This is a genomic window from Sphingomonas sp. NY01 (assembly GCF_038809135.1).
Taxonomy (GTDB): Bacteria; Pseudomonadota; Alphaproteobacteria; order Sphingomonadales; family Sphingomonadaceae; genus Sphingomonas; species Sphingomonas carotinifaciens.
Genome location: NZ_CP101722.1, coordinates 873,728 through 896,481 on the forward strand (window position 1 = coordinate 873,728; position 22,754 = coordinate 896,481).

The 22,754-nt window shown below is 67.5% G+C and carries 20 protein-coding genes; 9 read left to right on the forward strand and 11 right to left on the reverse strand.

The genetic code is table 11. The annotated features are described in order from the left end of the window. Window positions 1–18: 18 nt before the first annotated feature. From NPJ82_RS04315 to NPJ82_RS04325, 3 genes are all read left to right on the forward strand, one after another. Window positions 19–879, forward strand: a complete 861-nt coding sequence (locus NPJ82_RS04315; protein WP_149682068.1) for an alpha/beta hydrolase — start codon at window positions 19–21, stop codon at window positions 877–879. Then, window positions 876–2,021 carry a glycosyltransferase gene (locus tag NPJ82_RS04320; RefSeq protein WP_342658458.1) on the forward strand — a complete coding sequence of 382 codons (1,146 nt, stop codon included), beginning with the start codon at window positions 876–878 and terminating at the stop codon, window positions 2,019–2,021. Before NPJ82_RS04315 ends, NPJ82_RS04320 begins: the two co-directional genes overlap by 4 nt. Window positions 2,022–2,195: 174 nt before the next feature. Next, window positions 2,196–4,211, forward strand: a complete 2,016-nt coding sequence (locus tag NPJ82_RS04325; RefSeq protein WP_267349345.1) for an EAL domain-containing protein — start codon at window positions 2,196–2,198, stop codon at window positions 4,209–4,211. Here NPJ82_RS04325 and NPJ82_RS04330 read toward each other — a convergent pair. After that, window positions 4,145–4,618: a response regulator gene (locus NPJ82_RS04330; protein WP_112382178.1), complete on the reverse strand. Its 474-nt coding sequence runs from the start codon at window positions 4,616–4,618 to the stop codon at window positions 4,145–4,147. The genes NPJ82_RS04325 and NPJ82_RS04330 overlap by 67 nt on opposite strands. 277 nt (window positions 4,619–4,895) lie before the next feature. Between NPJ82_RS04330 and NPJ82_RS04335 the strand changes: the two genes are divergently transcribed. Then, a complete protein-coding gene (locus tag NPJ82_RS04335; protein WP_235903985.1) occupies window positions 4,896–5,246 on the forward strand; it encodes a tetratricopeptide repeat protein in 351 nt (116 codons plus the stop codon). 139 nt (window positions 5,247–5,385) lie between these two features. Here the strand turns inward: NPJ82_RS04335 and dcd are convergent, their stop codons facing one another. After that, the gene (gene dcd, locus NPJ82_RS04340; protein ID WP_112382179.1) at window positions 5,386–5,940 is read right to left on the reverse strand and encodes a dCTP deaminase; all 555 of its coding nucleotides are present in this window, start codon (window positions 5,938–5,940) and stop codon (window positions 5,386–5,388) included. Window positions 5,941–6,012: 72 nt separating this feature from the next. After that, window positions 6,013–7,785, reverse strand: coding sequence for an ABC transporter transmembrane domain-containing protein (locus NPJ82_RS04345; protein ID WP_112382180.1), 1,773 nt, complete (start codon window positions 7,783–7,785; stop codon window positions 6,013–6,015). A 222-nt stretch (window positions 7,786–8,007) separates the two neighbouring features. Here NPJ82_RS04345 and phaZ point away from each other — a divergent pair, with 222 nt between their 5' ends. After that, the gene (gene phaZ, locus NPJ82_RS04350; RefSeq protein WP_342658459.1) at window positions 8,008–9,225 is read left to right on the forward strand and encodes a polyhydroxyalkanoate depolymerase; all 1,218 of its coding nucleotides are present in this window, start codon (window positions 8,008–8,010) and stop codon (window positions 9,223–9,225) included. 46 nt (window positions 9,226–9,271) lie between these two features. Here phaZ and NPJ82_RS04355 read toward each other — a convergent pair whose 3' ends face one another. The 3 genes from NPJ82_RS04355 to NPJ82_RS04365 all read right to left on the reverse strand — a co-directional run bounded on the left by NPJ82_RS04355 (window position 9,272) and on the right by NPJ82_RS04365 (window position 11,762). After that, the gene (locus tag NPJ82_RS04355; RefSeq protein ID WP_342658460.1) at window positions 9,272–9,754 is read right to left on the reverse strand and encodes a pyridoxamine 5'-phosphate oxidase family protein; all 483 of its coding nucleotides are present in this window, start codon (window positions 9,752–9,754) and stop codon (window positions 9,272–9,274) included. 348 nt (window positions 9,755–10,102) lie between these two features. Then, entirely contained in the window at window positions 10,103–11,278 is a 1,176-nt protein-coding gene (locus NPJ82_RS04360) for an acetyl-CoA C-acyltransferase (protein WP_342658461.1), read from the reverse strand. Between the two features lie 25 nt (window positions 11,279–11,303). After that, window positions 11,304–11,762 carry a MaoC family dehydratase gene (locus NPJ82_RS04365; RefSeq protein WP_342658462.1) on the reverse strand — a complete coding sequence of 153 codons (459 nt, stop codon included), beginning with the start codon at window positions 11,760–11,762 and terminating at the stop codon, window positions 11,304–11,306. A gap of 103 nt (window positions 11,763–11,865) precedes the next feature. On the opposite strand from NPJ82_RS04365, the gene NPJ82_RS04370 reads away from it, so the two are divergent. Then, complete coding sequence (locus NPJ82_RS04370) at window positions 11,866–14,838, forward strand: L-glutamate gamma-semialdehyde dehydrogenase (RefSeq protein ID WP_342658463.1); 2,973 nt, start codon at window positions 11,866–11,868, stop codon at window positions 14,836–14,838. Between the two features lie 208 nt (window positions 14,839–15,046). On the opposite strand, the gene NPJ82_RS04375 is transcribed toward NPJ82_RS04370, so the two are convergent. Next, entirely contained in the window at window positions 15,047–16,207 is a 1,161-nt protein-coding gene (locus NPJ82_RS04375; protein WP_112382186.1) for a mechanosensitive ion channel family protein, read from the reverse strand. A 12-nt stretch (window positions 16,208–16,219) separates the two neighbouring features. Next, a complete protein-coding gene (locus NPJ82_RS04380) occupies window positions 16,220–17,221 on the reverse strand; it encodes a DNA topoisomerase IB (protein WP_267349339.1) in 1,002 nt (333 codons plus the stop codon). A gap of 127 nt (window positions 17,222–17,348) precedes the next feature. Here NPJ82_RS04380 and NPJ82_RS04385 point away from each other — a divergent pair, with 127 nt between their 5' ends. The 3 genes from NPJ82_RS04385 (at window position 17,349) to NPJ82_RS04395 (ending at window position 19,496) form a co-directional block, all read left to right on the forward strand. Next, on the forward strand, window positions 17,349–17,909 hold the full coding sequence (locus tag NPJ82_RS04385; protein WP_342658464.1) for a type 1 glutamine amidotransferase domain-containing protein: 561 nt from the start codon (window positions 17,349–17,351) through the stop codon (window positions 17,907–17,909). 92 nt (window positions 17,910–18,001) lie between these two features. Next, entirely contained in the window at window positions 18,002–18,928 is a 927-nt protein-coding gene (locus tag NPJ82_RS04390) for a right-handed parallel beta-helix repeat-containing protein (RefSeq protein ID WP_342658465.1), read from the forward strand. A 79-nt stretch (window positions 18,929–19,007) separates the two neighbouring features. Next, window positions 19,008–19,496: a DUF6438 domain-containing protein gene (locus NPJ82_RS04395; protein ID WP_342658466.1), complete on the forward strand. Its 489-nt coding sequence runs from the start codon at window positions 19,008–19,010 to the stop codon at window positions 19,494–19,496. A gap of 6 nt (window positions 19,497–19,502) precedes the next feature. Here NPJ82_RS04395 and NPJ82_RS04400 read toward each other — a convergent pair whose 3' ends face one another. The 3 genes from NPJ82_RS04400 to NPJ82_RS04410 are packed head-to-tail and all read right to left on the reverse strand — an operon-like array spanning window position 19,503 to window position 22,739. Next, window positions 19,503–21,245 carry a hypothetical protein gene (locus tag NPJ82_RS04400; RefSeq protein ID WP_342658467.1) on the reverse strand — a complete coding sequence of 581 codons (1,743 nt, stop codon included), beginning with the start codon at window positions 21,243–21,245 and terminating at the stop codon, window positions 19,503–19,505. Window positions 21,246–21,250: 5 nt separating this feature from the next. After that, a complete protein-coding gene (locus tag NPJ82_RS04405; RefSeq protein WP_342658468.1) occupies window positions 21,251–22,603 on the reverse strand; it encodes a putative O-glycosylation ligase, exosortase A system-associated in 1,353 nt (450 codons plus the stop codon). Then, complete coding sequence (locus NPJ82_RS04410; RefSeq protein ID WP_342658469.1) at window positions 22,596–22,739, reverse strand: hypothetical protein; 144 nt, start codon at window positions 22,737–22,739, stop codon at window positions 22,596–22,598. The genes NPJ82_RS04405 and NPJ82_RS04410 overlap by 8 nt, the downstream gene beginning before the upstream one ends. Window positions 22,740–22,754: the final 15 nt, after the last annotated feature.

The following is a 22,754-nucleotide window of genomic DNA, read 5'->3' on the forward strand; positions in this document are numbered from 1 at the left end:
TAAGCGCGGGGTGCAAGCATGACGGCGTATGAGAATTTATATTGGTGGTCGAACGATGGCCTGCGCCTGCATGCGCGCGACTATCCGGGCGATCCGGCGCTGCCGCCGCTGATCTGCCTGCCCGGCCTGACCCGCAACGCGCGCGATTTCGAGGGAGTGGCGCAGCGTTTCGCCGGCCGTCGCCGGGTCATCGCGGTCGACATGCGCGGGCGCGGCGAAAGTGCCTATGCCAAGGACCCGATGTCCTATGTGCCGCTGACCTATGTGCAGGATATCGAGGCGTTGTTGGCAGAGGCGGGGATCGGGCGGTTCGTGGCGATCGGGACGTCGCTGGGCGGTATCGTGACGATGCTGATGGCAGGGCCGGAGCGGGGGCGGATCGCCGGCGCGGTGCTGAACGATATCGGGCCGGAGATCGAGGCGGCGGGGCTGGCGCGCATCCGCGGCTATGTCGGTCGCGCATCGAGCTTCCCGACCTGGATGCACGCCGCGCGCTGCGTGGCGGAGAATCACGGCGACAGCTATCCCGGCTGGGACATTTCCGACTGGCTGGGCATGGCCAAGCGGCTGTACCGGTTGACCGGATCGGGGCGGATCGTGCTGGACTATGACCTGAAGATCGCCGAGCCGTTTCGGGTGCCGGGGGCGGAGGCGGGGCCGGACATGTGGCAGGCGCTGGCGGCGCTGGCGGGGGTGCCGGTGCTGGTGGTGCGCGGCGGCCGGTCGGACATATTGTCGGCCGGGGTGGCGGAGCGGATGGCAGCCGCGCTGCCGGATGCGGAACTGGTGACCGTGCCGGAGGTGGGGCATGCGCCGACGCTGACCGAGCCGCCCGCGGTCGCCGCGATCGAACGCCTGCTGGCGCGGGTGGCGGCATGACGAACCCCGTTCGCATCCTGCACCTGCATTCCGCCTTCTCACTGGGCGGCAAGGAGGCGCGCGCGGTACGCCTGATGAACGCGTTCGGCGATGCCGCGCGGCATGTGATCGTGTCGGGCGTGCCCGGCGAGCTGGACGCGCGCGACGCCATCGCCAAGGGGATCCGGTACGAGATCGCGCAGGACGCGCCGCCGCTGACCGGCAAGCCGTCGGTCCGGCGATACGAGGCGATCGCCGCCTATATGCGCCGGTTCGACCTGGTGCTGAGTTACAATTGGGGCGCGATCGACGGGCCGATGGCGGCCCGCGTCTTTGCCAGGGGTATGCCGCCGATCATCCATCACGAGGACGGGTTCAACGCCGACGAGGCCGGCGGGCTGAAGGTGGAGCGCAACCTGTACCGCCGCATGGCGCTGGGCGCGGTGCGCGCGCTGGTGGTGCCGTCGCAGGCGCTGGAGGGAATTGCGCTCCAGACCTGGAAACAGCCGCGCGAGCGGGTGCGGCGCATCCATAACGGCATCGCCACCATGGCCTATGCCCGCGAGCCCGAAGCCGATGCCATTCCGGGGTTCGTGCGCGATCCCAGGGAGGTCGTCGTCGGGGCGCTGGCGGGCTTGCGCGACGTGAAGGACCTGACCGCGCTGGTGCGCGCGATGGGCGGGGTATCGGGCCGGTTCCGGCTGGTGATCGTCGGCGAAGGGCCGGAGCGGGCGCGGATCGCGCAGGCGGCGCTGGCGATGGGGATCGGCGACCGGTTGCTGATGCCCGGGTTCATCGACCGGCCATGGCGCTTCATCCGGCACTTCGACCTGCTGGCGCTGTCGTCGCGCAGCGAGCAGTTCCCGATTTCGGTGGTGGAGGCGATGGCGGCGGGCCTGCCGATCGCGAGCCCGCCGGTGGGCGACGTGCCGTTGATGGTGGCGGAGGAGAACCGGCCGTTCATCACCGAACATGGCGGTGAGGTGCGGCTGCGCGATGCCATTCAGGCTTTGATGCGCGATGCGAACCTGCGCCGCACGGTCGGCGCGGCCAATCAGGCCAAGGCGCGGGCGGAGTTCGACGAAAGCGTGATGATCGCGCGCTATGCCGCCCTGTACGAAGAAGCATTGGGGCGGCCCGGCGTGCTGATGCCGCGGAGATGAGGCGTGGCAAAAAAGGATTATTGCTGCGGTTTTGGAGCAATTTGAACCCTTTCGCCGCGTCGATGCATATCATTTTTAATCAATCCTAATCTTTTCGCTATAGTCCGGCGTGACATGCAGTCCGGCTCGTACCTTCCGTCTCTTGGGACCCGAGTTTCCCTGACCTGCATCGGTTTGCTGCTGTTGTTCTTCGGCATCCTGGGAATGGGACTGTCGACCGAGCTTCAGGTGTTGCGGGCCGATCAGCGGATCGATTCGCTTGCCCAACTGGTTCGCGAGCAGGACGCCGCGGATGCCGAGTTGCGCCGTCTGCGCCTGGCGATCGGCGATGCGACCCGTGCGGTGGAGCGCGGCGAGGCGGTGGACCCGGAGCGTTTGCAGGCACTGCGCGACGATGCCGGGCGTTTTGCGTCGGGCGACGCCCTGTCCGCGGTGGCGGCGATGCCGGAAAGCCCGGCGGCCGTGCGCGACGGCATCGCCCGGACCCGTGCCGGTGCGCGCGCCTTCGGCATGCAGGCGACGGCATTGCTGGATGCCGCCGAACGCGACGGTGCATCGGTCAAGGCGGGGATGCCGGCCTTTCTGGATGCCCTGAAGACGCTGGAGAGCAGTCGCACCGCCACCCGCCAGAGCCTGGTCGAAGCGTTGCAGCAGGCGACTGCGCAGTCGCTGTGGCTGGGGCGGCGCGGCGTGATCAGCACGGCGTTCGCCGCGTTGGTCGCGCTGTTGTTCACCATCGGTCTGGCGGTCTGGCTGCGGCGGCGGGTGATGGTGCCGATCGTGCACTTCGCCGGCAGTCTTCGCCGGCTGAGCGCGGGGCAGCAGATCGACCAGGTGGCCGGCGTCGATCGTCAGGACGAGCTGGGCATGCTGGCGCGTGGCCTCGTCACCATGGGACGCGCCATGGAGGAACGGCGGCGGATCGAGGCGCAGGTGGAGTTCCTGGCGCATCATGACCCGCTGACCGGGCTGGCGAACCGGCTGTTGTTCGAGGAGCGGCTGGCGCGGACGCTGGCGGGCGGCGCGCCGTGCGCGTTGCTGGCGATCGATCTGGACGGGTTCAAGGGCGTGAACGACACGCTGGGCCATGCCGCGGGCGATGCCGTGCTGCGGCGGATGGCGGCGGTGCTGATCGCGGCGTCGAGCTCGGCCGACACGGTGGCGCGCATGGGGGGCGACGAGTTCGCGATCATCCACCCGCTGCCGGGCGGCGCGATCGATGCCGCCGCGCTGGTCGATCGCATCTTCGCGCTGGCGGCCGGCGAAACCGCCGAGCCGAGCGCACGGTTCAGCATCGGCGTCGCGCTGGCGCCGCTCCATGCGACGCAGGGCGACGAACTGTACAGTTGCGCCGATATCGCGCTGTACCGGGCCAAGGCGGACGGGCGGAACCGTGCACGGCTCTACGATGGCGGCATGGACGAGGAACGGCGGCAGCGGCGCTGGATGGCGCATGAACTGCGCGACGCGCTGAACCGCGGCCAGATGCATGTCGTGTTCCAGCCGATCGCCAATTGCGCCACGGGGGCGATCGTCGGATACGAGGCGCTGGCGCGGTGGACGCATCCGGCGCTGGGCGCGGTGTCACCCGCGGTGTTCGTGCCGGTCGCCGAGGAAAACGGCCTGATGGGCGAGATCGGCGACTGGATCCTGGAAGAAGCGCTGGCGGTCGCATCCGGATGGCCGGCGACGCAGGGGATCGCGGTGAACCTGTCGCCCGAACAGCTGCGCGACCCGGCGCTGGCGGCGCGGCTGCTCGGTCTCGCGCGCGCCTACCGGATCGCGGCGCACCGGATCGAGGTGGAAGTGACCGAGGGCGTGGTGATCGACGAGCGCGAGGTGGTGGTCGCCAACCTGCGGGCGTTGCAATCCGCCGGGGTGGGCGTCGTCATGGACGATTTCGGCACCGGCTGCTCGTCGCTCAGCAGCCTGCAACAGTTCGGCTTCAACAAGATCAAGATCGATCGCAGTTTCGTCGCCAATATGCGCGACGACCGGGCCTCGCGCTCCATCGTGCGCGCCACCATCGGGCTGGGGCGCAGCCTGGACATGCTGGTGGTCGCCGAGGGCGTGGAAACCGAGGAACAGATGCGGATGCTGCGCGCCGAAGGGTGCGCGCAGGTTCAGGGGTATCTGGTCGGCGCACCTGCCAAGCTGACGGGGGCGGTGGCGGTGACGGCGGCCGGCTGAGAGCCGGTGCAGTCATGAACGGGGCCGGCCGCCTGCGCCGGGGCACGGGGCGGCGGCGAGGCCAGCGCGTCGATGAGCTGACGCACCGTATAGGGCTTTGGCAGGAACCGGACGCCCGGCGGGATGGTGCTGAGCGGGGGTGAAACCGCGCCGGAGGTCACCAGCACCGAAATGTCGGGCCAGCGCGCCTGGATCAGCGCCGCGAGATCGAGGCCGTTGAGCGATCCCGGCATCGCGATGTCGGTGAACACTGTGCGGATTCCGGGATGACGTGACAGCGCCTCCAAGGCGGTATCCGCGTCGTCCGCCTGGATGACGTCATACCCTGCATCCTCGAACGCCAGCCGGCAGTGCAGGAGCAGAAGAGGCTGGTCCTCGACGACCAGGATCATGGGACGTGTAGTCATGCGGGAACGAACGGAACCCGGCCGCTGCCGTTCCGGCGTTAACCCTCATTGTGGGTATAGTCCGAACCGGTAACGCGGCCAGCCGAGCAAGGGTCCGGTATCGTACAAACAGCATACCGATCCGATGCTGATCTGGATCAAAACGTTGGATTGGAACGGCAAAATCTGCGGCCGGTTCGCCGTGCGACGAAGCGTGGCCGAACCGGACATAGGTGCTTGCATCGCCGTCACGAAAGTGACACTCTCGCGTCATAAAAGTGAAACATAGGAGGTTGCGATGCGTGCAGTGGCGCGGGTGGCGATGATTGTGGCGGGGATGACGATGGCAGTGCCGGCATTGGCCGGTGAGCGGACGGGCTATGTGCAGATCGCGGCGGGCGACCTTTCGGGCGCCGAGCGGACGTTGCAGGCCGAACGCCGCATCTTTCCCGATCGTCCGGAACTGATGTTGAACCTGGCGGCGATCTATGCCGCGACGAACCGGGCCAGCGAGGCGCGGTCGCTGTACAGCGACGTGCTGCGCCGCGACGTGGTGCAGATGGACATGCCCTCGGGCGCGGTGGTGTCGTCGCATGCCGTGGCGCAGGCCGGGTTGAACCGGCTCGCGCCGACGATGGCCTCGCGCTGACACGCCGCCGGGCGTTCCGGGGGCGGGCGTCCGTCCAGTGACAGGGGTGCCGTTTCTCCGCCTTGTCCGCGGGGAGCGGCGCCCTTCATGCGTCATGATCCCGCGGGATCGGGGGGGGCTTCGCCCTGTAAGGAGTACCTTACAGTTTGGGCAGGGTCACGCCGCGCTGGCCCATATATTTGCCCATGCGGTCGGCATAGCTGACCTCGCAGGGCTCGTTCCCCTTCAGGAAGAGGAACTGGCACGCGCCTTCGTTCGCATATATCTTGGCGGGAAGCGGCGTGGTGTTGGAAAATTCCAGCGTCACATGTCCCTCCCAGCCGGGCTCCAGCGGGGTGACGTTCACGATGATGCCGCAGCGCGCATAGGTCGACTTGCCGAGGCAGATGACCAGCACGTCGCGCGGCACCCGGAAATATTCCACGGTGCGCGCCAGCGCGAAGCTGTTGGGCGGGATGATGCACACGTCCGTCTTGCGATCGACGAAGCTGTTCGATGCGAAGTCCTTGGGATCGACCAGGGCATTGTCGACATTGGTGAAGATCTTGAACTCGTCGGCGACGCGCGCGTCATAGCCGTAGGAGGACAGGCCGTAGCTGATGCAGCCGTCGCGGCGCTGCCCCTCCACAAAGGGTTCGATCATGCGATCGGCGAGCGCCGTTTCGCGAATCCAGCGGTCGGACAGGATGGACATGGCGATTCCCTTTTTTCGGGTGGCTCCATCGCCGGTTCGGGCGGGCGGGGCAAGGGGCGCCCGGGCGATCGCTCAGGCGGCTTCGTGGAACTGGAGGCTGGCGAGGCGGGCGTAAAGGCCGCCCTCGGTGATGAGCTGGGCATGGCGCCCCTCCTCGACGATGCGGCCACCGTCCATCACGATGATGCGCTGGGCCTGACGGATCGTGGCGAGGCGGTGCGCGATGACGAGGGTGGTGCGCCCCTCCATCAGCCGTTCCAGCGCCTGTTGCACCAGGCGTTCGCTTTCCGCGTCGAGCGCGCTGGTCGCCTCGTCCAGCAGCAGGATGGGCGCATCGCGCAGCAGCGCGCGGGCGATGGTGAGGCGCTGGCGCTGGCCACCCGACAGGCGGGCGCCGCCTTCGCCCAGAAAGGTGTCGAGCCCTTCCGGCAGGGCGCGCAGGAAATCCGCGGCGTTGGCGACCTCGGCCGCGGCCCACAATTCCTCGTCGGTGGCGGCCCAGTGGCCGTAGCGTAGATTGTCGCGGGCGGAGGCGCCGAAGATCACCGTCTCCTGCGGGACCATCGCGATGCGGTTGCGGATGGCATTCGGGTCCGCCTCGCGCAGGTCGACGCCGTCGATCAGCACGCGCCCGGCATCGGGATCGTAGAAGCGCTCCGCCAGTTGGAACAGCGTCGACTTGCCGGCGCCCGAGGGGCCGACCACCGCCACGGTTTCCCCGGGATGGATGTCGAGCGAGAAGCCGTTCAGCGCCGCAATCTCGGGGCGGGTGGGGTAATGAAAGCGGACGTCCTCGAAGCGAAGCGCGCCCATTGTGGTGATCGGCAGGACGACGGGGGCGGGGGGCGCGGCGATCTCGGGCTGTTCGGCAAGAAGTTCGGCCAGGCGCTGCGCGGCGCCGGCGGCGCGGAGCAGGTCGCCCCACACCTCGGTCAGCGCCTGGAAGGAGCCGGTGACGATGATCCCGGTGATGACGAACGCGGTCAGCGCACCGCCCGACAGATCCCCGGTGGCGACGTCGGCGACGGCATCCCACAGGATCAGGGTGATGCCGGTGAAGATCAGCCCGATGACCAGCGCGGTCATCACCGCACGCAGCGCAAAGCGACGGCGTGAGGCCGCGAAGCCGCGCGACACCGCACCCTCGAACCGGTCGGCCTCGCGGGCTTCCTGGCCGAACGCCTGCACCACCTTCATCGCGCCCAGCGTTTCCACCGCGATCGCACCGATATCAGCAAGCCGGTCCTGGCTGTCGCGCGAATAATTGCGCACCCGCTTGCCGAGCAGGACGATGGGCAGGATGATGACCGGCAGGCTGAGCAGCAGCGCCGCCGCCAGCTTGGGGGCAAGCGCGAACAGGTAGATCAGGCCGCCCGCACCGATCACCATGTTGCGCAGTGCCACCGACACGGTGGAGCCGACCACCTGTTCGATGATCGCGGTATCGGCGGTCAGCCGGCTGGCGATCTCCGACGGACGGTTTTCCTCGAAATAGCGGGGTGCGAGGCGCAGGAGGTTGCGGTGCACGGCGGCGCGGATGTCGGCAACGGTACGCTCGCCCAGCCACGACACGAAGTAGAAGCGCACCGCGGTCGCCACCGCCAGCACCAGCACGACGAGCAGCAGCCCCTGGAAATAGGGTGCGACATCGCTCTTGTCGGCACCGGCGGCGAAACCGTTGTCGACCACCTTCTGAAAGGTGCGCGGGATGAACAGCGTCGCTGCCGCCGCGGTGAGCAGCGACAGCGCGGCGATCGCGATCTGCAGCGGATAGCGCGAGGCGAAGGTCCAGACCATCGACAGGCTGCCGAGACGGCGGGGCGGAGTAGCGGCGGAACGAGCCATGCGACAAGCGCCTAGCAGTGTGGGGCAGGCCGCTCAACGGGGGGCGGGTCGATCGGCACAGTGCGGGCGTCGCATCGAACGGGCGGGTTCGTGCGTTGAGGGATCAATCCGATGGCGGAACGAAACGCCCCGACATGACGAAGACGCCATATATTGGTCATCATTCGGCGACCACTTCGTGATAAACAGGGCCTAACCCCATTTGGGGAGTGAGGATCGCGAATGCTGTACGACGCCTATGAAATGCACCGTTCGATGATGGCGGGTGCAAGCGCGCTGGCCAATTTCGGGGCCGGCCTGTTGCAGAACCCCGCCAATCCCTTCGCTTATTTCGGCGGCGGTGCGATTATCGGATCGGCGCTGGAGGTGTTCGCCCATGCGTCCGCGACTCGCGGAAAGCCGGCCTTCGGATTGACGCACACGACGATCGACGGTCGCGAGGTGGCGGTGACCGAGGAGATCGTGACCCGCCTGCCGTTCGGGCAGTTGAAGCGGTTCCGGCGCGAGGGCGTGGAGAACAGCCCCAAGCTGCTGATCGTGGCGCCGATGTCGGGGCATTATGCGACGCTGTTGCGCGGCACCGTCGAGCGGATGCTGCCGTCATGCGAGGTTTATATCACCGACTGGCGCGATGCGCGGCTGGTGCCGGTGTCCGCCGGGCGGTTCGATCTGGACGATTATATCGATTATCTGATCGCCTTTCTGGAAGCGATCGGGCCGGGCGCGCACATGCTGGCGGTGTGCCAGCCCTCCGTGCCCAGCTATGCCGCGGCGGCGCTGATGAGCGCGGATGGGCATCCGTGCCGGCCGAAGTCGCTGACGATGATGGGCGGCCCGGTCGATACGCGCGAGGCGCCGACTGCCGTCAATACGCTGGCGACCGAGCGGCCGCACGCCTGGTTCGAACAGAATGCCATCGCCACGGTGCCGATGACCTATCCCGGCGCCGGCCGCCGCGTCTATCCGGGTTTTCTGCAACTCGCCGGGTTCATGTCGATGAATCTGGGCAACCACATGATCAGCCATTGGGAGATGTTCAAGCATCTGGTTCAGGGCGATGGTCAGGGCGCGGAGCAGACCAAGGACTTCTACGACGAATATCGCGCGGTGTGCGACATGACCGCCGAATTCTACCTGCAAACGGTGAAGCTGGTCTTCCAGACGCATGCCCTGCCCAAGGGCGAGATGACGCATCGTGGTCGTCCGGTCGATCCGGCGGCGATCACCGACATCGCGTTGCTGGCGATCGAGGGGGAACGCGACGACATTTCCGGGCTGGGCCAGACCAAGGCGGCGTTGACGCTGGCGACGGCGCTGCCCGACAACAAGAAGAAGTATCTGATGGCCGAGAATGTCGGCCATTACGGCATCTTCAACGGGTCGAAGTGGCGCAACCGCATCGCGCCGGTGGTTGAGGAATGGATCGCCACCAACGGGTGATCAAAAGGGTGCGGGCGGCGGATGGCCGACGCCCGCATCTCCAAGGTCAGGCGACCGAATTGACCTTGGCGTGGCTGGACGATTCCTCCGCGCTGATCGTGCCGCCGAACAGCATCTTCAGGCGACCGGAGACCGATACGTCGGTTTCCCAGAGTTCCGCCGAGTCGATATCGAAGCGCAGCAGCGCAAGATTGGGATCTTCCTTGCCGCCCGGGAACCAGGCTTCGACCTGCTTGTCCCACAGCTTGTCGATCAGAGCGCCATCGTTATGCTGGCCGACCTTGCCCGACAGGCATGCGAAGAAGTCATGCCCCTTGCCGACGAACTGGGCCATGGCCTGACCGCCCTTGGCAATGCGGTTGTCCTTGCCGGCAAAGAAGAACAGCGTGTTGGGATGATCGTCATCCACCTGCGCGGTCATCGGTTCGCTGTGCTGGCCGTCGTTCAGGCCGATCATCACATACGGGCTGTCCTTCAGCTTGCCGATGAACTTGGCGGCAATTTCCTGCGGGCTGTCATGGTCTGCCATCGATCGTCTCCTTTTAGTGTTCGGCGGGAGAACGACGGGGGCGGCCGGATGGTTGCGGGCGACTGACCAGGCGGTCATCATCCGTGGTGGCGGCGATCCTGCCGCTAGACGCAGAAAGGAAAACGGATGTCCGTAGCCGATCTGTGCCTGATCCTGGGTACGCTCTTTGCCTTCGGGACGCTGGTCCTGAAGATCATCGAGGTCGTGCGCAGGTAAGCACACGGGCGGGACTCGGGTAGCAGCCCGGGCCCCAAACGTTGAACCCCGGCCGTAGCAGCGGCCGGGGTTCGCAGAAAGGCGGATGTCCTCGCCTTCGTCCGATATAAACGACGGCGTTTATCGATTCAATTACAACACCTCGAACAATCCGGCCGCCCCCATGCCGCCGCCGACGCACATGGTGATGACGACATGCTTCACGCCGCGGCGCTTGCCCTCGATCAGCGCGTGGCCGGTCATGCGGGCGCCCGACATGCCATAAGGATGGCCGATCGCGATCGCGCCGCCGTTCACGTTCAGGCGATCATCGGGGATGCCGAGCCGGTCGCGGCAATACAGCACCTGGACCGCGAACGCCTCGTTCAACTCCCACAGACCGATATCGTCCATCTTCAGGCCGAACCGGTCGAGCAGCTTGGGAACGGCGAAGACCGGACCGATGCCCATCTCGTCCGGCTCGGTGCCGGCGACCGCCATGCCGACATAGCGGCCGAGTGGGGTAAGGCCGCGACGCTCCGCCTCCTTTTCCTCCATCAGCACGCTTGCCGAGGCGCCGTCCGACAGTTGCGAGGCGTTGCCGGCGGTGACCGTGCCGTCGGGCAGCACCACCTTGAGCGCGGCAAGACCCTCCGCCGTCGTATCCGGGCGATTGCCCTCATCTTTGGCGAGGGGCACCTCGCGGTGGCTGATCGCCTTGGTCTCCTTGTCGATGATCGCCATCGTCGCGGTGACGGGGACGATCTCGGCATCGAAGCGGCCGGCCGCCTGTGCCTCGGCGGTGCGCTGTTGCGAGCGCAGGCCATATTCGTCCATCTGCGCGCGCGTGATGCCATAACGTTTGGCGACCACCTCGGCGGTTTGCAGCATCGGCATGTAGATGTCGTGATGCATCGCCTTCAGTTCCGGATCGGGCGCGACGTTCATCTTGGGCGTCTGCACCAGGCTGACGCTTTCCACGCCGCCGCCGATCACCACGTCCATCCGGTCATGGACGATCTGCTTGGCGGCGGTGGCGATCGCCATCAGGCCGCTGGCGCATTGCCGGTCGACCGACATGCCCGCGACGCTGGTCGGCAAACCGGCGCGGAGCAGCGACTGGCGCGCGATGTTGGTCGCTTGATGACCTTGCTGGAGCGCGGCACCCAGGATCACGTCGTCGACCTCGGCGCCGTCGACGCGGGCGCGATCGAGCGCGGCCTTGATCGCATGGGCGGCCAGGGTCGGCGAGGGCAGGTCGTTGAACGCGCCGCGATAGGCACGGCCGATCGGGGTGCGGGCGGTGGAAACGAGGACGGCAGAGCGCATCGGGGAACAATCCTTTGCCAATTGGTCAGAGATAGATCAGCGTGATCCACTGCGCGACGAGTGCGGGCGTATCGGCACCCTCGATTTCGACGGTGAAATCGGTGACCTGCTGATATTGTCCCGGTCGCTTTTCATCGAAGGCGGCGAGCTGGAAGCGGCCGCGTATCCGCGCGCCGGAGCGCACCGGCGTGACGAAGCGGACGGAGTTGCCGCCATAGTTCACCGCCATGCGCATGCCCTGTACGACGGGGGCATCCGCGACCTTTTCGGCAAGCTGCGGCATCAGCGACAGGGTCAGGAAACCATGCGCGATGGTACCGCCGAACGGCGTCTGCGCGGCGCGGGCCGGGTCGACATGGATGAATTGCCGATCGCCGGTCGCCTCGGCGAAACCATCGATCATCGCTTGCGTGACGGTGATCCAGTCGGACACGGTTTCCGTACCGATGCGATCCCGCATGGCTGCAACGGTAATCGTCGTCACAGGCGAGTACCCCTCCATCGAATTTGGCGCTAAGCGCGCTGTATCGCTTTTCTAGGGGCTGGCCGGGTCGTTCGGCAAGCCTTGCCTGACCGGATATTTGAACATGACGACTGCCATCGCGTCCAACGCCCGCAAAGACATGGCCAAGCTGTACCGCGCTGCCGAACCCGATGTTCTAAAACCGCTGCTGGACCGCGCAGCAACCAGTCCGGAATCACGGGAGCGGATCATGGGGCATGCCTCGGGCCTGCTCGCCGACCTGCGCGCGGCGCAGAGCCGTGGCTGGGTGAACCAGTTCCTGCAGGAATATCGGCTGAACTCGTCCGAGGGCGTCGCGCTGCTCAGCCTGGCCGAGGCATTCCTGCGCGTGCCGGACCCGGAAACGGCGGACCTGCTGATCGCGGACAAGCTGGGCGATGCGGACTGGCGCGCGCATACCGGCAAGTCGGCGTCGCGCCTCGTCAACTCCGCCACCTGGGGGCTGGTCGTCGGCCGTGCGCTGGTCGGCGAGGGCGAGACGGGACCGCTCAAGCGCCTGATCGCGCGGGCGGGGGAGCCGTTCGTGCGCCAGGGCGTGGGCGCTGCGATGCGGATGATGGGCGAGATCTTCGTGATGGGCCGCACCATCGACGAGGCGACGCGCCGGATGAAGAAGCCGGAGAACAAGGGTTTTACCGCCAGCTTCGACATGCTGGGCGAGGCGGCGCGGACGCACGAGGACGCCCAGCGCTACTTCCAGGCTTATGTGCAGGCGATCGACGCGGTGGGCCGCGATGCGGCGGCGGGACATTCGGTGTCGGTGAAGCTGTCGGCATTGCATCCGCGGTATGAGGTCGCGCGGCGGGCGGAGTGCGTGCCGGCGCTGACGGAGATGCTGGAGGCGCTGGCGGTGCAGGCGGCGGGGCATGGAATCGCGCTGACGGTGGATGCCGAGGAGTCCGAGCGGCTGGAGATGAGTCTCGACATCATCGGCGCGGTCGCAGGGCTGCCCAGCCTGAACGGCTGGGAAGGCTTCGGCATGGCGGTGCAGGCTTATGGCAAGCGGGCGCGGCCGGTGGTCGAATGGGCGAACAGCCTCGGCCGGATCATGAACGTGCGGCTGGTCAAGGGCGCGTACTGGGATTCGGAGATCAAGCGCACGCAGGTCGAGGGGCTGGCGGACTATCCGCTGTTCACGCGCAAGGCGGCAACCGACGTGTCCTATCTGGCGGTCGCCAAGGACATGCTGGCGGCCGAGAATATCCGCCCCGCCTTTGCCAGCCACAATGCGCTGACCGTCGCCACCATCCTGGAATGGGCGGGCAACCACCGCGATTTCGAGTTTCAGCGGCTGCATGGGATGGGCGATGGGCTGTACGAGCGGCTGGTGCGGGAGCAGGGGTATCATTGCCGCATCTATGCGCCGGTGGGCGGGCACCGCGACCTGCTGGCGTATCTGGTCCGGCGGCTGCTGGAGAACGGGGCGAACTCCAGTTTCGTGCACCAGCTCGCCGATGCGCGGCTGACCGAGGCGGAGATACTGGCGGACCCGGTGGCGAAGATCGCGGCGGTCGGCGGAGCGCGGCACCCGTCGATCCCGCTGCCTATCGATCTGTTCCGGCCGGGGCATCGCAATTCGGGCGGCATCGACCTGAGCGACATTCCGACGCTGGAGCGGACTCGATCCGCCGTCAATGTGCCGGTGGCGCGCGAGACCGGCGACGCGCAGACTGCCGACGTCAAGGCCGCCGTATCGCGTGCTCAGGCGGCGTTCGGAGAGTGGTCGAAGCGGCCGGTGGCGGAGCGGGCGGCGATCCTGGAGCGGCTGGCCGATCTGCTGGAGGAGGAACGCGACCGGCTGATGGCGATCCTGGTGCAGGAGGCGTTCAAGACGATTCCGGACGCGATCGGGGAAGTGCGCGAGGCCGCCGATTTCTGCCGCTATTACGCCGGCGAAGCCCGGGCGCGGCTGCAGCCAGTGGAGCTGCCCGGACCGACGGGCGAGCGCAACACGCTGCACATGGACGGGCGTGGCGTATGGGCGACGGTCGCCCCGTGGAACTTCCCGCTGGCGATCTTCCTGGGGCAGACCGTTGCGGCCCTGGTGACGGGCAATACCGTCGTCGCCAAGCCCGCGCCGCAGACGCCGGAGATCGCGCGGGCCGCGGTCGCGCTTGCCCACCGGGCTGGCGTACCGGCCGACGCACTGGTGCTGGTGACGGGCGGACCGGAGGTCGGACAGGCGCTGACCGAGGATGCGCGGGTGATGGGCGTCGCCTTTACCGGATCGACCGCGACCGCCAAGCGGATCGCCCGCACGCTGGTGGCCGATGACGACCGCCCGATCGTGCCGCTGATCGCGGAAACCGGCGGGATCAACGCGATGATCGTCGATTCGACCGCTCTGCCCGAGCAGGTGGTCGCCGATGTCGTCACCTCGTCCTTCCGGTCGGCGGGGCAGCGGTGTTCGGCGCTGCGCCTGTTGCTGGTGCAGGAGGAAGTGGCGGACGGCGTGATCGCGATGCTGACGGGTGCGATGGAGACGCTGAAGCTGGGGCCGACGGGCGACCCGGCGACCGATGTCGGGCCGGTGATCGACCGCGCGGCCTATGACAAGCTGATGGCGTATCGGCAGCAGGCGGGCGCGCGTGTCATCAAGACGCTGGACGCGCCGGCGGACGGCCTGTTCGTGCCGCCGACGCTGGTCCGACTGGACCGGATCGAGGATCTGGAACGCGAATGGTTCGGCCCGATCCTGCACGTCGCGACCTGGGCGGCGGGGACGCTGAGCGAGACGATCGCGCGGGTCAATGCCAAGGGCTATGGCCTGACCATGGGCCTGCACAGCCGTATCGCGCGCGCCGTGGAAGTCGCCGAGGCAGAGGCGGAAGTGGGCAATCTGTACGTCAACCGGTCGATGATCGGCGCGGTGGTCGGGTCGCAGCCCTTTGGCGGCGAGGGGCTGTCCGGCACGGGGCCCAAGGCGGGCGGGCCGCATTACCTGTATCGCTTCTGCGCGGAGCGGGCGGTGTCGGTGGACACCACCTCGGCCGGCGGCAACGCGACGCTGTTGTCGCTGGACGAAGGAGGGATCTGAGCCCGCCGGCTATCAGGTCGGGAGCGATGATCCGATCCCGTTCGTCTGGAGTAGCCGGCGAGCTTGTCGAGACGGCGTATCGGAGGCCACCTCTCGATACGGGCTCTCGACAAGCTCGATCCCTACTCGAGGCGAACGGAGTGGGGGGCAGTTCGATCCCTCTTGGAGAAGAACGGATCGGGGAAGGTTGATCCAGCCTTCCCGGCCCTTACGCCCCCTTGGTAAGCGAAGGGGCGTAGGGCATGACCAGCGTGCCGTCGGGTGCGGCGGTGTAGGTGGTCTGGGTCGGATAGGCGATGCCGATCTTCTCGGCGGCGAAGCGGCGGATGATCGCCACCATGATCCGGTCGCGCTTGGCGTGGGCGGTCGGCCAGTCATTGCCGGCGATGTCGAACTGGAGCGCATAGTCGAGGCTGCTGGCACCGAACGTCTCGAACCCGGCGCGGGCGACGGTCACCTCTTCGGCCTCGGCGATCTCGCGCAGCAGGGCGGGCACGCGCTCCAGCGTCTCGGGCGCGGTTTCGTAGGTGACGCCGATGGTAAAGCCGATGCGGATATGGTTGCGCACCGTGGTGTTCTGGATCTCCTTGTCGAGAAGCTGGCGGTTCGAGATGACGCGCAACTCGCCGGTAAAGGCGCGGATGCGGGTCGATTTCAGCCCGATCGATTCGATCACGCCGCTGGTCGTGCCGTAGCTGATCGTGTCGCCGCGGCGGAACGGCCGGTCGAAGATGATGGCGAGCGCGGCGAACAGGTCGGCGAAGATGCCCTGTGCGGCCAGACCGATCGCGATGCCGCCGACGCCGAGACCGGCGACCAGACCGGTGACGTTGACCCCGAGATTGTCGAGCACGACGACAAGCGCGATCGCGAACAGCGCAAAGGTGACGAGCAGGCGGATCAGCCCCATCGCGGAGAGCAGCGCCTCGCCCGAATAATGCTCGGACTGGGTGCGGTGTTCGATCGCGCCCAGGATCAGCTCGCGCGCCCAGATCGCGGCCTGGAACACGGCGGCGACGGTGAACAGGAATCCGACGGTGCTGGCGACCTCGCGCGGCGCACCGGCATAGCCGACGACCAGTTGCGCCGCGAGCATGATGATGAAGAAGTTGTTGGTCCGCACCACGGCGCGGCCGATGATGATGCCCCAGCCCGCAGCGAGACCGGGGCGCGCGCACAGGCGATTGCCCAGGCGGCGGGCGGCGTGGAGCGCGATGACGATGACCGCGCCGATGCCAAAGGCGATCAGCACCTGCAGCCAGTGCGTCTGCACCCAAAGCGTGCTGGCGTCGATCAGGCGATCGATCTGGCGGGGGACGTTGGTGGTATCGAAGATGGGCTCTTTGGCAGCGGCGGAATTATTCGACATCAATCTTCCCGGTCAGGCGGCCGCTAAGGCCGGCGTGCCCTGTTCGAGGAAGGCGATCAGGCCGCATTCCTCTCGGCTGAGGTGGCGCTTTGCGCGCGGGAGGCGCAGCGCCTGGCGAAAGCTGGACTGACCCTTCTTGACCAGGGCGATCAGCGAAGGGTGGACATAGCTTTTGCGTGCGATGGCGGGGGTGTTGCCGAGCCGTGCGACGACGGGTTCGAGCAGCGCCTTCAAACTGAGGTCGCTTTCGGCACGGGCCAGCGCCTCGAACGCGGTGACGCTGGCGGCCCAGGTGCGGAAATGCTTGGCGGTGAAATCGCCGCCCGTCGCCTGCTTGATATAGGCGTTCACGTCGGAGGAGGTGACGGGATGGGCCTCGCCCGCATCGTCGAGCCAGGCGAACAGATGCTGTTCGTCGAGATCCTGGCAGCTTTTGACGAAACGCGCGAGCGAGCGATCGGTGATGCGGCAGTCGCGCACCTTGCCCGACTTGCCCTGATAGCGCAGCTTGAGCGTCTGGCCCTTTACCTGACCATGGCGCTTGCGCAGCGTGGTCGCGCCGAAACTCTTGTTGGCGGCGGCATAGGCCTCGTTCCCGACGCGGATATGCGCGATGTCGAGCAGCCGGACGACGGCGGCCACGGCGCGTTCCTTGCAAAGTCCGCGCAAGGCCAGATCCGCCTCCACCCGTTTGCGCAGGCGCGGCAGCGCGTGGCCGAATTCGGCGCAGCGTTCGTATTTTGCCGCTTCCTGCGCTTCGCGGAAGTCGGTGTGATAGCGATATTGCTTGCGGCCCTTCTCGTCCCAGCCGACCGCCTGGACGTGGCCGTTCGCCCGGGGGCAATACCAGGCATTCACATAGGCCGGGGGCAGGCCAATCCGGTTCAGCCGGTCGATCTCGTCCCGGTCGGTGATGCGCTCGCCCTTCGCGTTCCAATAGCCCCAGCCGCCACGCACCTTCTTGCGCGTGATGCCGGGCTTGGTGTCATCGCAATAGACGAGTCTGGTGGGCATCGTTGCTCCCTCGGATGGTCTTGGGAAATGCGCCGGCGGTCGCTTCGTTCCGGAACGGGGGCAGGGGGCGGCGGGTTGAGGCGGCGTTCCCCTTCACCGATACCCCTTCCTCCCATGGAGAATTGTCATGGCCGATCTATCCCAAGCCCGCGTCCTGATGCTGGCGGCAGACGGGTTCGAGACCGTCGAGCTGTTCGAACCGCGCAAGGCGCTGGAGGCGGCGGGCGCCAAGGTGAGCCTCGCCTCGCTGAAGCGCGGCCCGATCCAGGGCATGGAGCAGGATCTGAACAAGGCGGAGACCGCGACGCCGGACCTGACCGTCGACGAGGTCGACACCGACGATTATGACGCGCTGGTGCTGCCGGGCGGCACCTGCAACCCGGACAAGCTGCGCCTGAACGAGCGTGCGGTGGAGATCGTCACCGAGTTCATGGAGGACGACAAGATCGTCGCCGCGATCTGCCACGGCCCCTGGCTGCTGGCGGAGGCGGACGTGGTGGATGGCCGTCGGCTGACCAGCTTCCCCTCGATCCGCACCGATCTGGAAAATGCCGGCGCCGATGTGGTGGACGAGGAAGTCGTGGTCGACGGCAACCTGATCACCAGCCGCAAGCCGGATGACATTCCTGCGTTCAACCAGGCGATCATTGATGCGCTGGTCGAGGAACTGGCCGACGAGCCGGCCTGACCCGGAACGGGACGCGGATGAGCGGGGCCGCCGTCGCGTCGGCGGCCCCGCTATGGCATCGCGGGCACATTCCCCCGGTCGGAGAGTCCGCGATGCGATTCATGCTTCCCCTTGCCCTGATCCTGATCGCCGGCCCGGCGGTGGCACAGGGGAGTGGCGCGCCGTTTACCGTCGGCAATCGCGGCTTTGCGACGTTGCAGGAGGCGGTGGGCGCGATCGGCGACGGCGAGGGGACCATCCGCATCGCGCCGGGCACCTACCGCGAATGCGCGGTGCAGGATGCGGGCCGCATAGCCTATGTCGCGGCGGTGCCGGGCCGGGTGGTGTTCACGCGCGTCACCTGCGAGGACAAGGCGGCGCTGGTGTTGCGCGGGCGCGGTGCGCGTGTCGAGGGTATCGTGTTCTCCCATCTGGAGGTGGCGGACGGCAATGGCGCGGGCATCCGTCTGGAAAAAGGCCCGCTGACGGTCGAGAACGCGATGTTCCTGGACAGCCAGTCGGGCATCCTGTCCGCCGACGATCCCGCCGGCACGGTCACCATCGATCATTCGACCTTTGCCGGGCTGGGCAAGGACCCGACCGGTAACGGCGCGCATGGCATCTATATCGGTGGTTATGGCGCGCTGACCGTCACTGCCAGCCGGTTCGAGCGGGGCACGGGCGGTCATTATCTGAAAAGCCGCGCCAAGCGGATCACGGTGGCCGACAGCAGCTTCGATGATACGCGCGGGCAGGCGACCAACTACATGATCGACCTGTCCAACGGCGCACAGGGCCGGATTGCGGGCAACACCTTCGTGGTGGGGCGCAACAAGGACAATCATTCCACGCTGATCACCGTCGCGCCCGAGGGGGCGAAGAACGATTCGACCGGGCTGGTGGTCGAGAACAACATCGCCACGCTGGCGCCGGGGGTGACGTACAAGCCGGTGCTGGTCGGCAACTGGTCGGGCGAGGCGCTGGTGCTGCGCGGCAACCGGCTGGGTGCGGGGATCAGCCTGACCGCAAGGCGCTGGTGACGCCGAGATAAGGGCTGGGGGATAAAGGCTGGAGGCCGGCGGCTTCGTCCTGTCATCGATTGCACGGGAGACATGACGCATGACGAAGACTTTGAGCCTGATCGCACTGGCCGCAGTACTGGCCGGCTGCACGACGATGACGGATAGCGCGGCGGGCGGGGCCGCGGCTGCAACGGGTGAGACGATCCGCTACAGCGTGTCGCCCTGCTACGGGACGTGCCCGGTCTATGCGGTGACGGTGTTGCCGAACGGGCAGGTGACGTTCGACGGGCAGGAGCATGTCGCCGCCAGGGGGCCGCAGGAACGACAGGCGGGCGTCGCCGCCTATCGCCGCCTTGCCGCCGCTTTGGCCCCCTATCGCCCGATGACCGGGGTCACCGCGCAGACGCAGTGCGAGCAGCAGGTGAGCGACCAGCAGGGCTATCGCATCGCCTGGGTCGGGGACGATGGGCGTGAGACGGTGCTGACGCACGATCGCGGCTGCATATCGCCCGCGAACCGGGCGTTGAACAAGGTCATGGACGGCGTGCCGGCGATGCTCGGCCTTGGCGGGTGGATCGGCCGCTGATCCGGCTCACTCGGCCAGTCGGCTGCCCAGCCACTGGCCGAGATATTCCAGGCACGCCAGCCGGCGCCACAGCCCGCTGTCGGCGACGCGGTCCATTTCGAACCAGCGGCGCATGACGGGGAAATCGGGATCGATCACCCGGTGCATATATTCGGGGGCGAGCAGGCCGCCATGCTCGTCACCCTGCGCGGCGAGGCGGCGGCGCAGCGCATAGCTTTGCCGGCGCAGCCAGGGCGGGCGGATGCGCGACTGCCATTCGGAAAAACGGTGCCGGGTCGAGGGCGGGCCGGAAAAGTCATGGCCATAGGCCGAGGGATGCGCGGCAAGGCCGGGGTCGATCGCGGCGATCAGTTGCGCCTCGAACCGGCCGGCGCGCTTCAGGCCCAGGGGCAGCGTCATCGCATCGGCGACGACGCCGTGATCCAGAAACGGCATCAGATAGGCGCCGAACCGCGCCTCGGTGCTGATCTCGCGGCCGAACAGGGCGCGGCAGCGGACGGCGGGGTAGATGTGTTCGATGCGGTCGCGGGGGATGCGGGCGTGGCGGGGCATGCCGATCGCGGAGGCGATCTTGGCGGCGATGCGGTCGAGAAAGGCGTGCGGGTCGAAGCGCGCGGTCGCGTCGGTGGCGAGGAAGCGGGCGAAGAAGGTGGCGGCCACCGCATCCGCGGTCATCGCGCGGTCGGGCAGATAGAAGAAATCGCGAAAGATTTCTCCGCAGCCGCCCGAGGCGGCCAGCGCGCCGTTCGCATGGCGGGCATGGGCCGCGGCGGTGTTGCCGCCGCCGTCGAAGATGTTGCCGTAATTGGGCAGGCCGTCCCAGACATGGAACTCGCGCGCGACATGGTCGGCAAAGGCGTCGGGCGCGATATGGGTGTCGGCCTTGTTGATCCAGGCGACGGGCACGCCCTCTGCACGCCCGATCGCCTGCGCGACGGCGACGTCCTCGCTGCCCGGCGGGCCATAGACGTAGAGGTCGGGCCGGGCGCCGGCCTCGCGCAGGGCGGCAAGGAGCAGGCGCGAATCGAGGCCGCCGGACAGCGGGCTGTTGATGCGGTCGAACGCCGCGACATGCGGCGCGACGACCGCATGGAGCCGCGCCCTGGCCGAGGCGATCCGGTCGGGCAGCGCGCGGGCGGGATCGATGCCGGGCAGCGTGCGCGTGACCGGGTGGTAGCGGATGCCGTCGGGCAGCAGCTCGACGATGCGGTCGGGCCCCAGCGTGCGCAGCCCCTCGAACACGGTATCGTCGCCGATGGGCGTGACGTTGAAGGCGTATTCGTAAAGCCCCTGGGGCGAGAACCGTACGCGTTGCTGCACGTCCAGCGCGGCGAGAAGCGAGGTCGAGAAGACCTGGCCGCCCTCGTCATGGAAAAGCTGAAAGGCGCCGAACCAGTCGGTGAACAGGAAGCTGCGCCCGCGCTTGCGGATCAGTACCGCGAACTGCCCGGCAAGACGCGACCAGTCGAGCCGCGATGGCTCGAACGCGGTGAGCAGGGCGCGCAGGGCGTCCTGCCCGAGTTGTCCGTCGAAGGCGAGGGTGCCTGCGACCGCGACCATGTCGGGGCCGTCGACCAGCAGGGTGTCGGGGCCGCCGAGGATGTAGGGGACGTGGAGGCCGTGCCAGCCGGGAAAGGTGAAGTGGTGGGGATGCGTGAAGCCGAGCGCGGTGAACTGCGCGGTGGCGGCGGCGTGCGGGTCGGCGACGAGGCCGTGGGCGCCCTGGGCGTGGAGAAACAGTCCGGCCATGGGGATCAGGCAGCGGCCGGAGCGGCGTGGCGCGCGAAGTTGCGTTTGGTGGCGGCGCTGCGTCTGGCATTCAGATAGGTGTCCAGGCCGATCTGGGCGCCGATCAACTGGTAGATGAAGGGGTTGAAGGCGATGCCGACAAAGGCGGCGCCGAGCAGATAGACGAGGTGCGCGTGCTGGAGCGCGCCGGCGAGCGCGCCGCCCCAGCGCAGGGGATCGTCCTCCGAGCGGTGGCGGCGGCGTAGGATTTCCATGCGGATCAGTCCCCCGATATTGATCGACAGCCACAGGATGACGCCGGGCCAGCCCTGTTCGCCCAGCACCTCGAAATAGCTGCTGTGATAGGCGCGGGCCTTGTCCTGCGCGCGGCGGCGGTCGGTTTGCGTGTTGGCCGCGGTGCCTGAAGTCTCGACCAGTTCGTAGCTCACCCGGTTCTGCAGATAGGCATTGAAGCCGCCGCCCAGGGGATGCGACTTGGCGTAATCCCAGGTCCATGCCCAGACGGCGAGCCGGGTAGAGGCGGATTCGTCGCCCTGATAGGTTTTGATCGTGCCCATCCGCTCCGTATAGGAAGAGGGCAGCAGCGGGGTGGCGATCAGCCCCGCGACACCGAGCGCGGCCAGATAGAGCAGGCGCCGCTTCACGTCGCGCAGCATCAGGACCGCGAGCAGGCCGATGCACAGCAGGCCGGTGCGCGCCGAGGTGCCGACCGGGATCAACAGGCAGGCAAAAACCAGCGCCCAGGCGAAGCCGCGCACCCGCCAATCGGGCCGGAAGATGGTACCGTATTTCGCCAGCCACAGGATGATCGGGATCATCGTGACCGCCACCGCCGAGATGATGCTGCCCTCGTACAGCCCGGTATTGTTGGTCACCATCAGGTTCAGCTCGCCATAGCCGCCGCCCGACGCCAGCGTCTTGATCCCGCCGACGATGATGATCGACCCGGCCGACAGCGTCATGAACAGCAACAGCGCCTCGATCCTGAGCCGGGTGCGCAGCGTGAACGGCAGAAATGCGCCGAATGCCAGCGCCTTCCACACCCAGTCCCATTTGTCGGCCGCCTCGATGGGGAAATCGGCGAAGCGCGTGGTGATGCCGCAATAGACGAGCAGCAGCCCGATCAGGATCTGGCGGGGCGCGATGCGCAGGCCCCGCTTGTCGTCGGTCAGGGCCCAGCCGCCGACCGCGGCGAGCACCGCGATGAGCGAGATCGGCACCGCGTTGAGCAGATAATAGGTCAGCCGCTGCGGCGAAACGATGTCGATATAGATATAGACGAGGACGAGCAGGAACGGCCGTTTCAGCCCGAAGCCGAACAGCGCCGCCAGAAATGCGATAAAGACGAGATCACGCACGCGGGTGTCGTCGCTTGAACCGGGCAGGCGGACCGCCCGCATCATCCTCGCGGTCGAGATCGGGGCGCTTGAGGAGCAGCCACGCCGCCAGCAGCATCAGGCCGTGGGTGAGGCCGAGCGCGAAATTGTCGATCATCGCCCACCCCCCGTC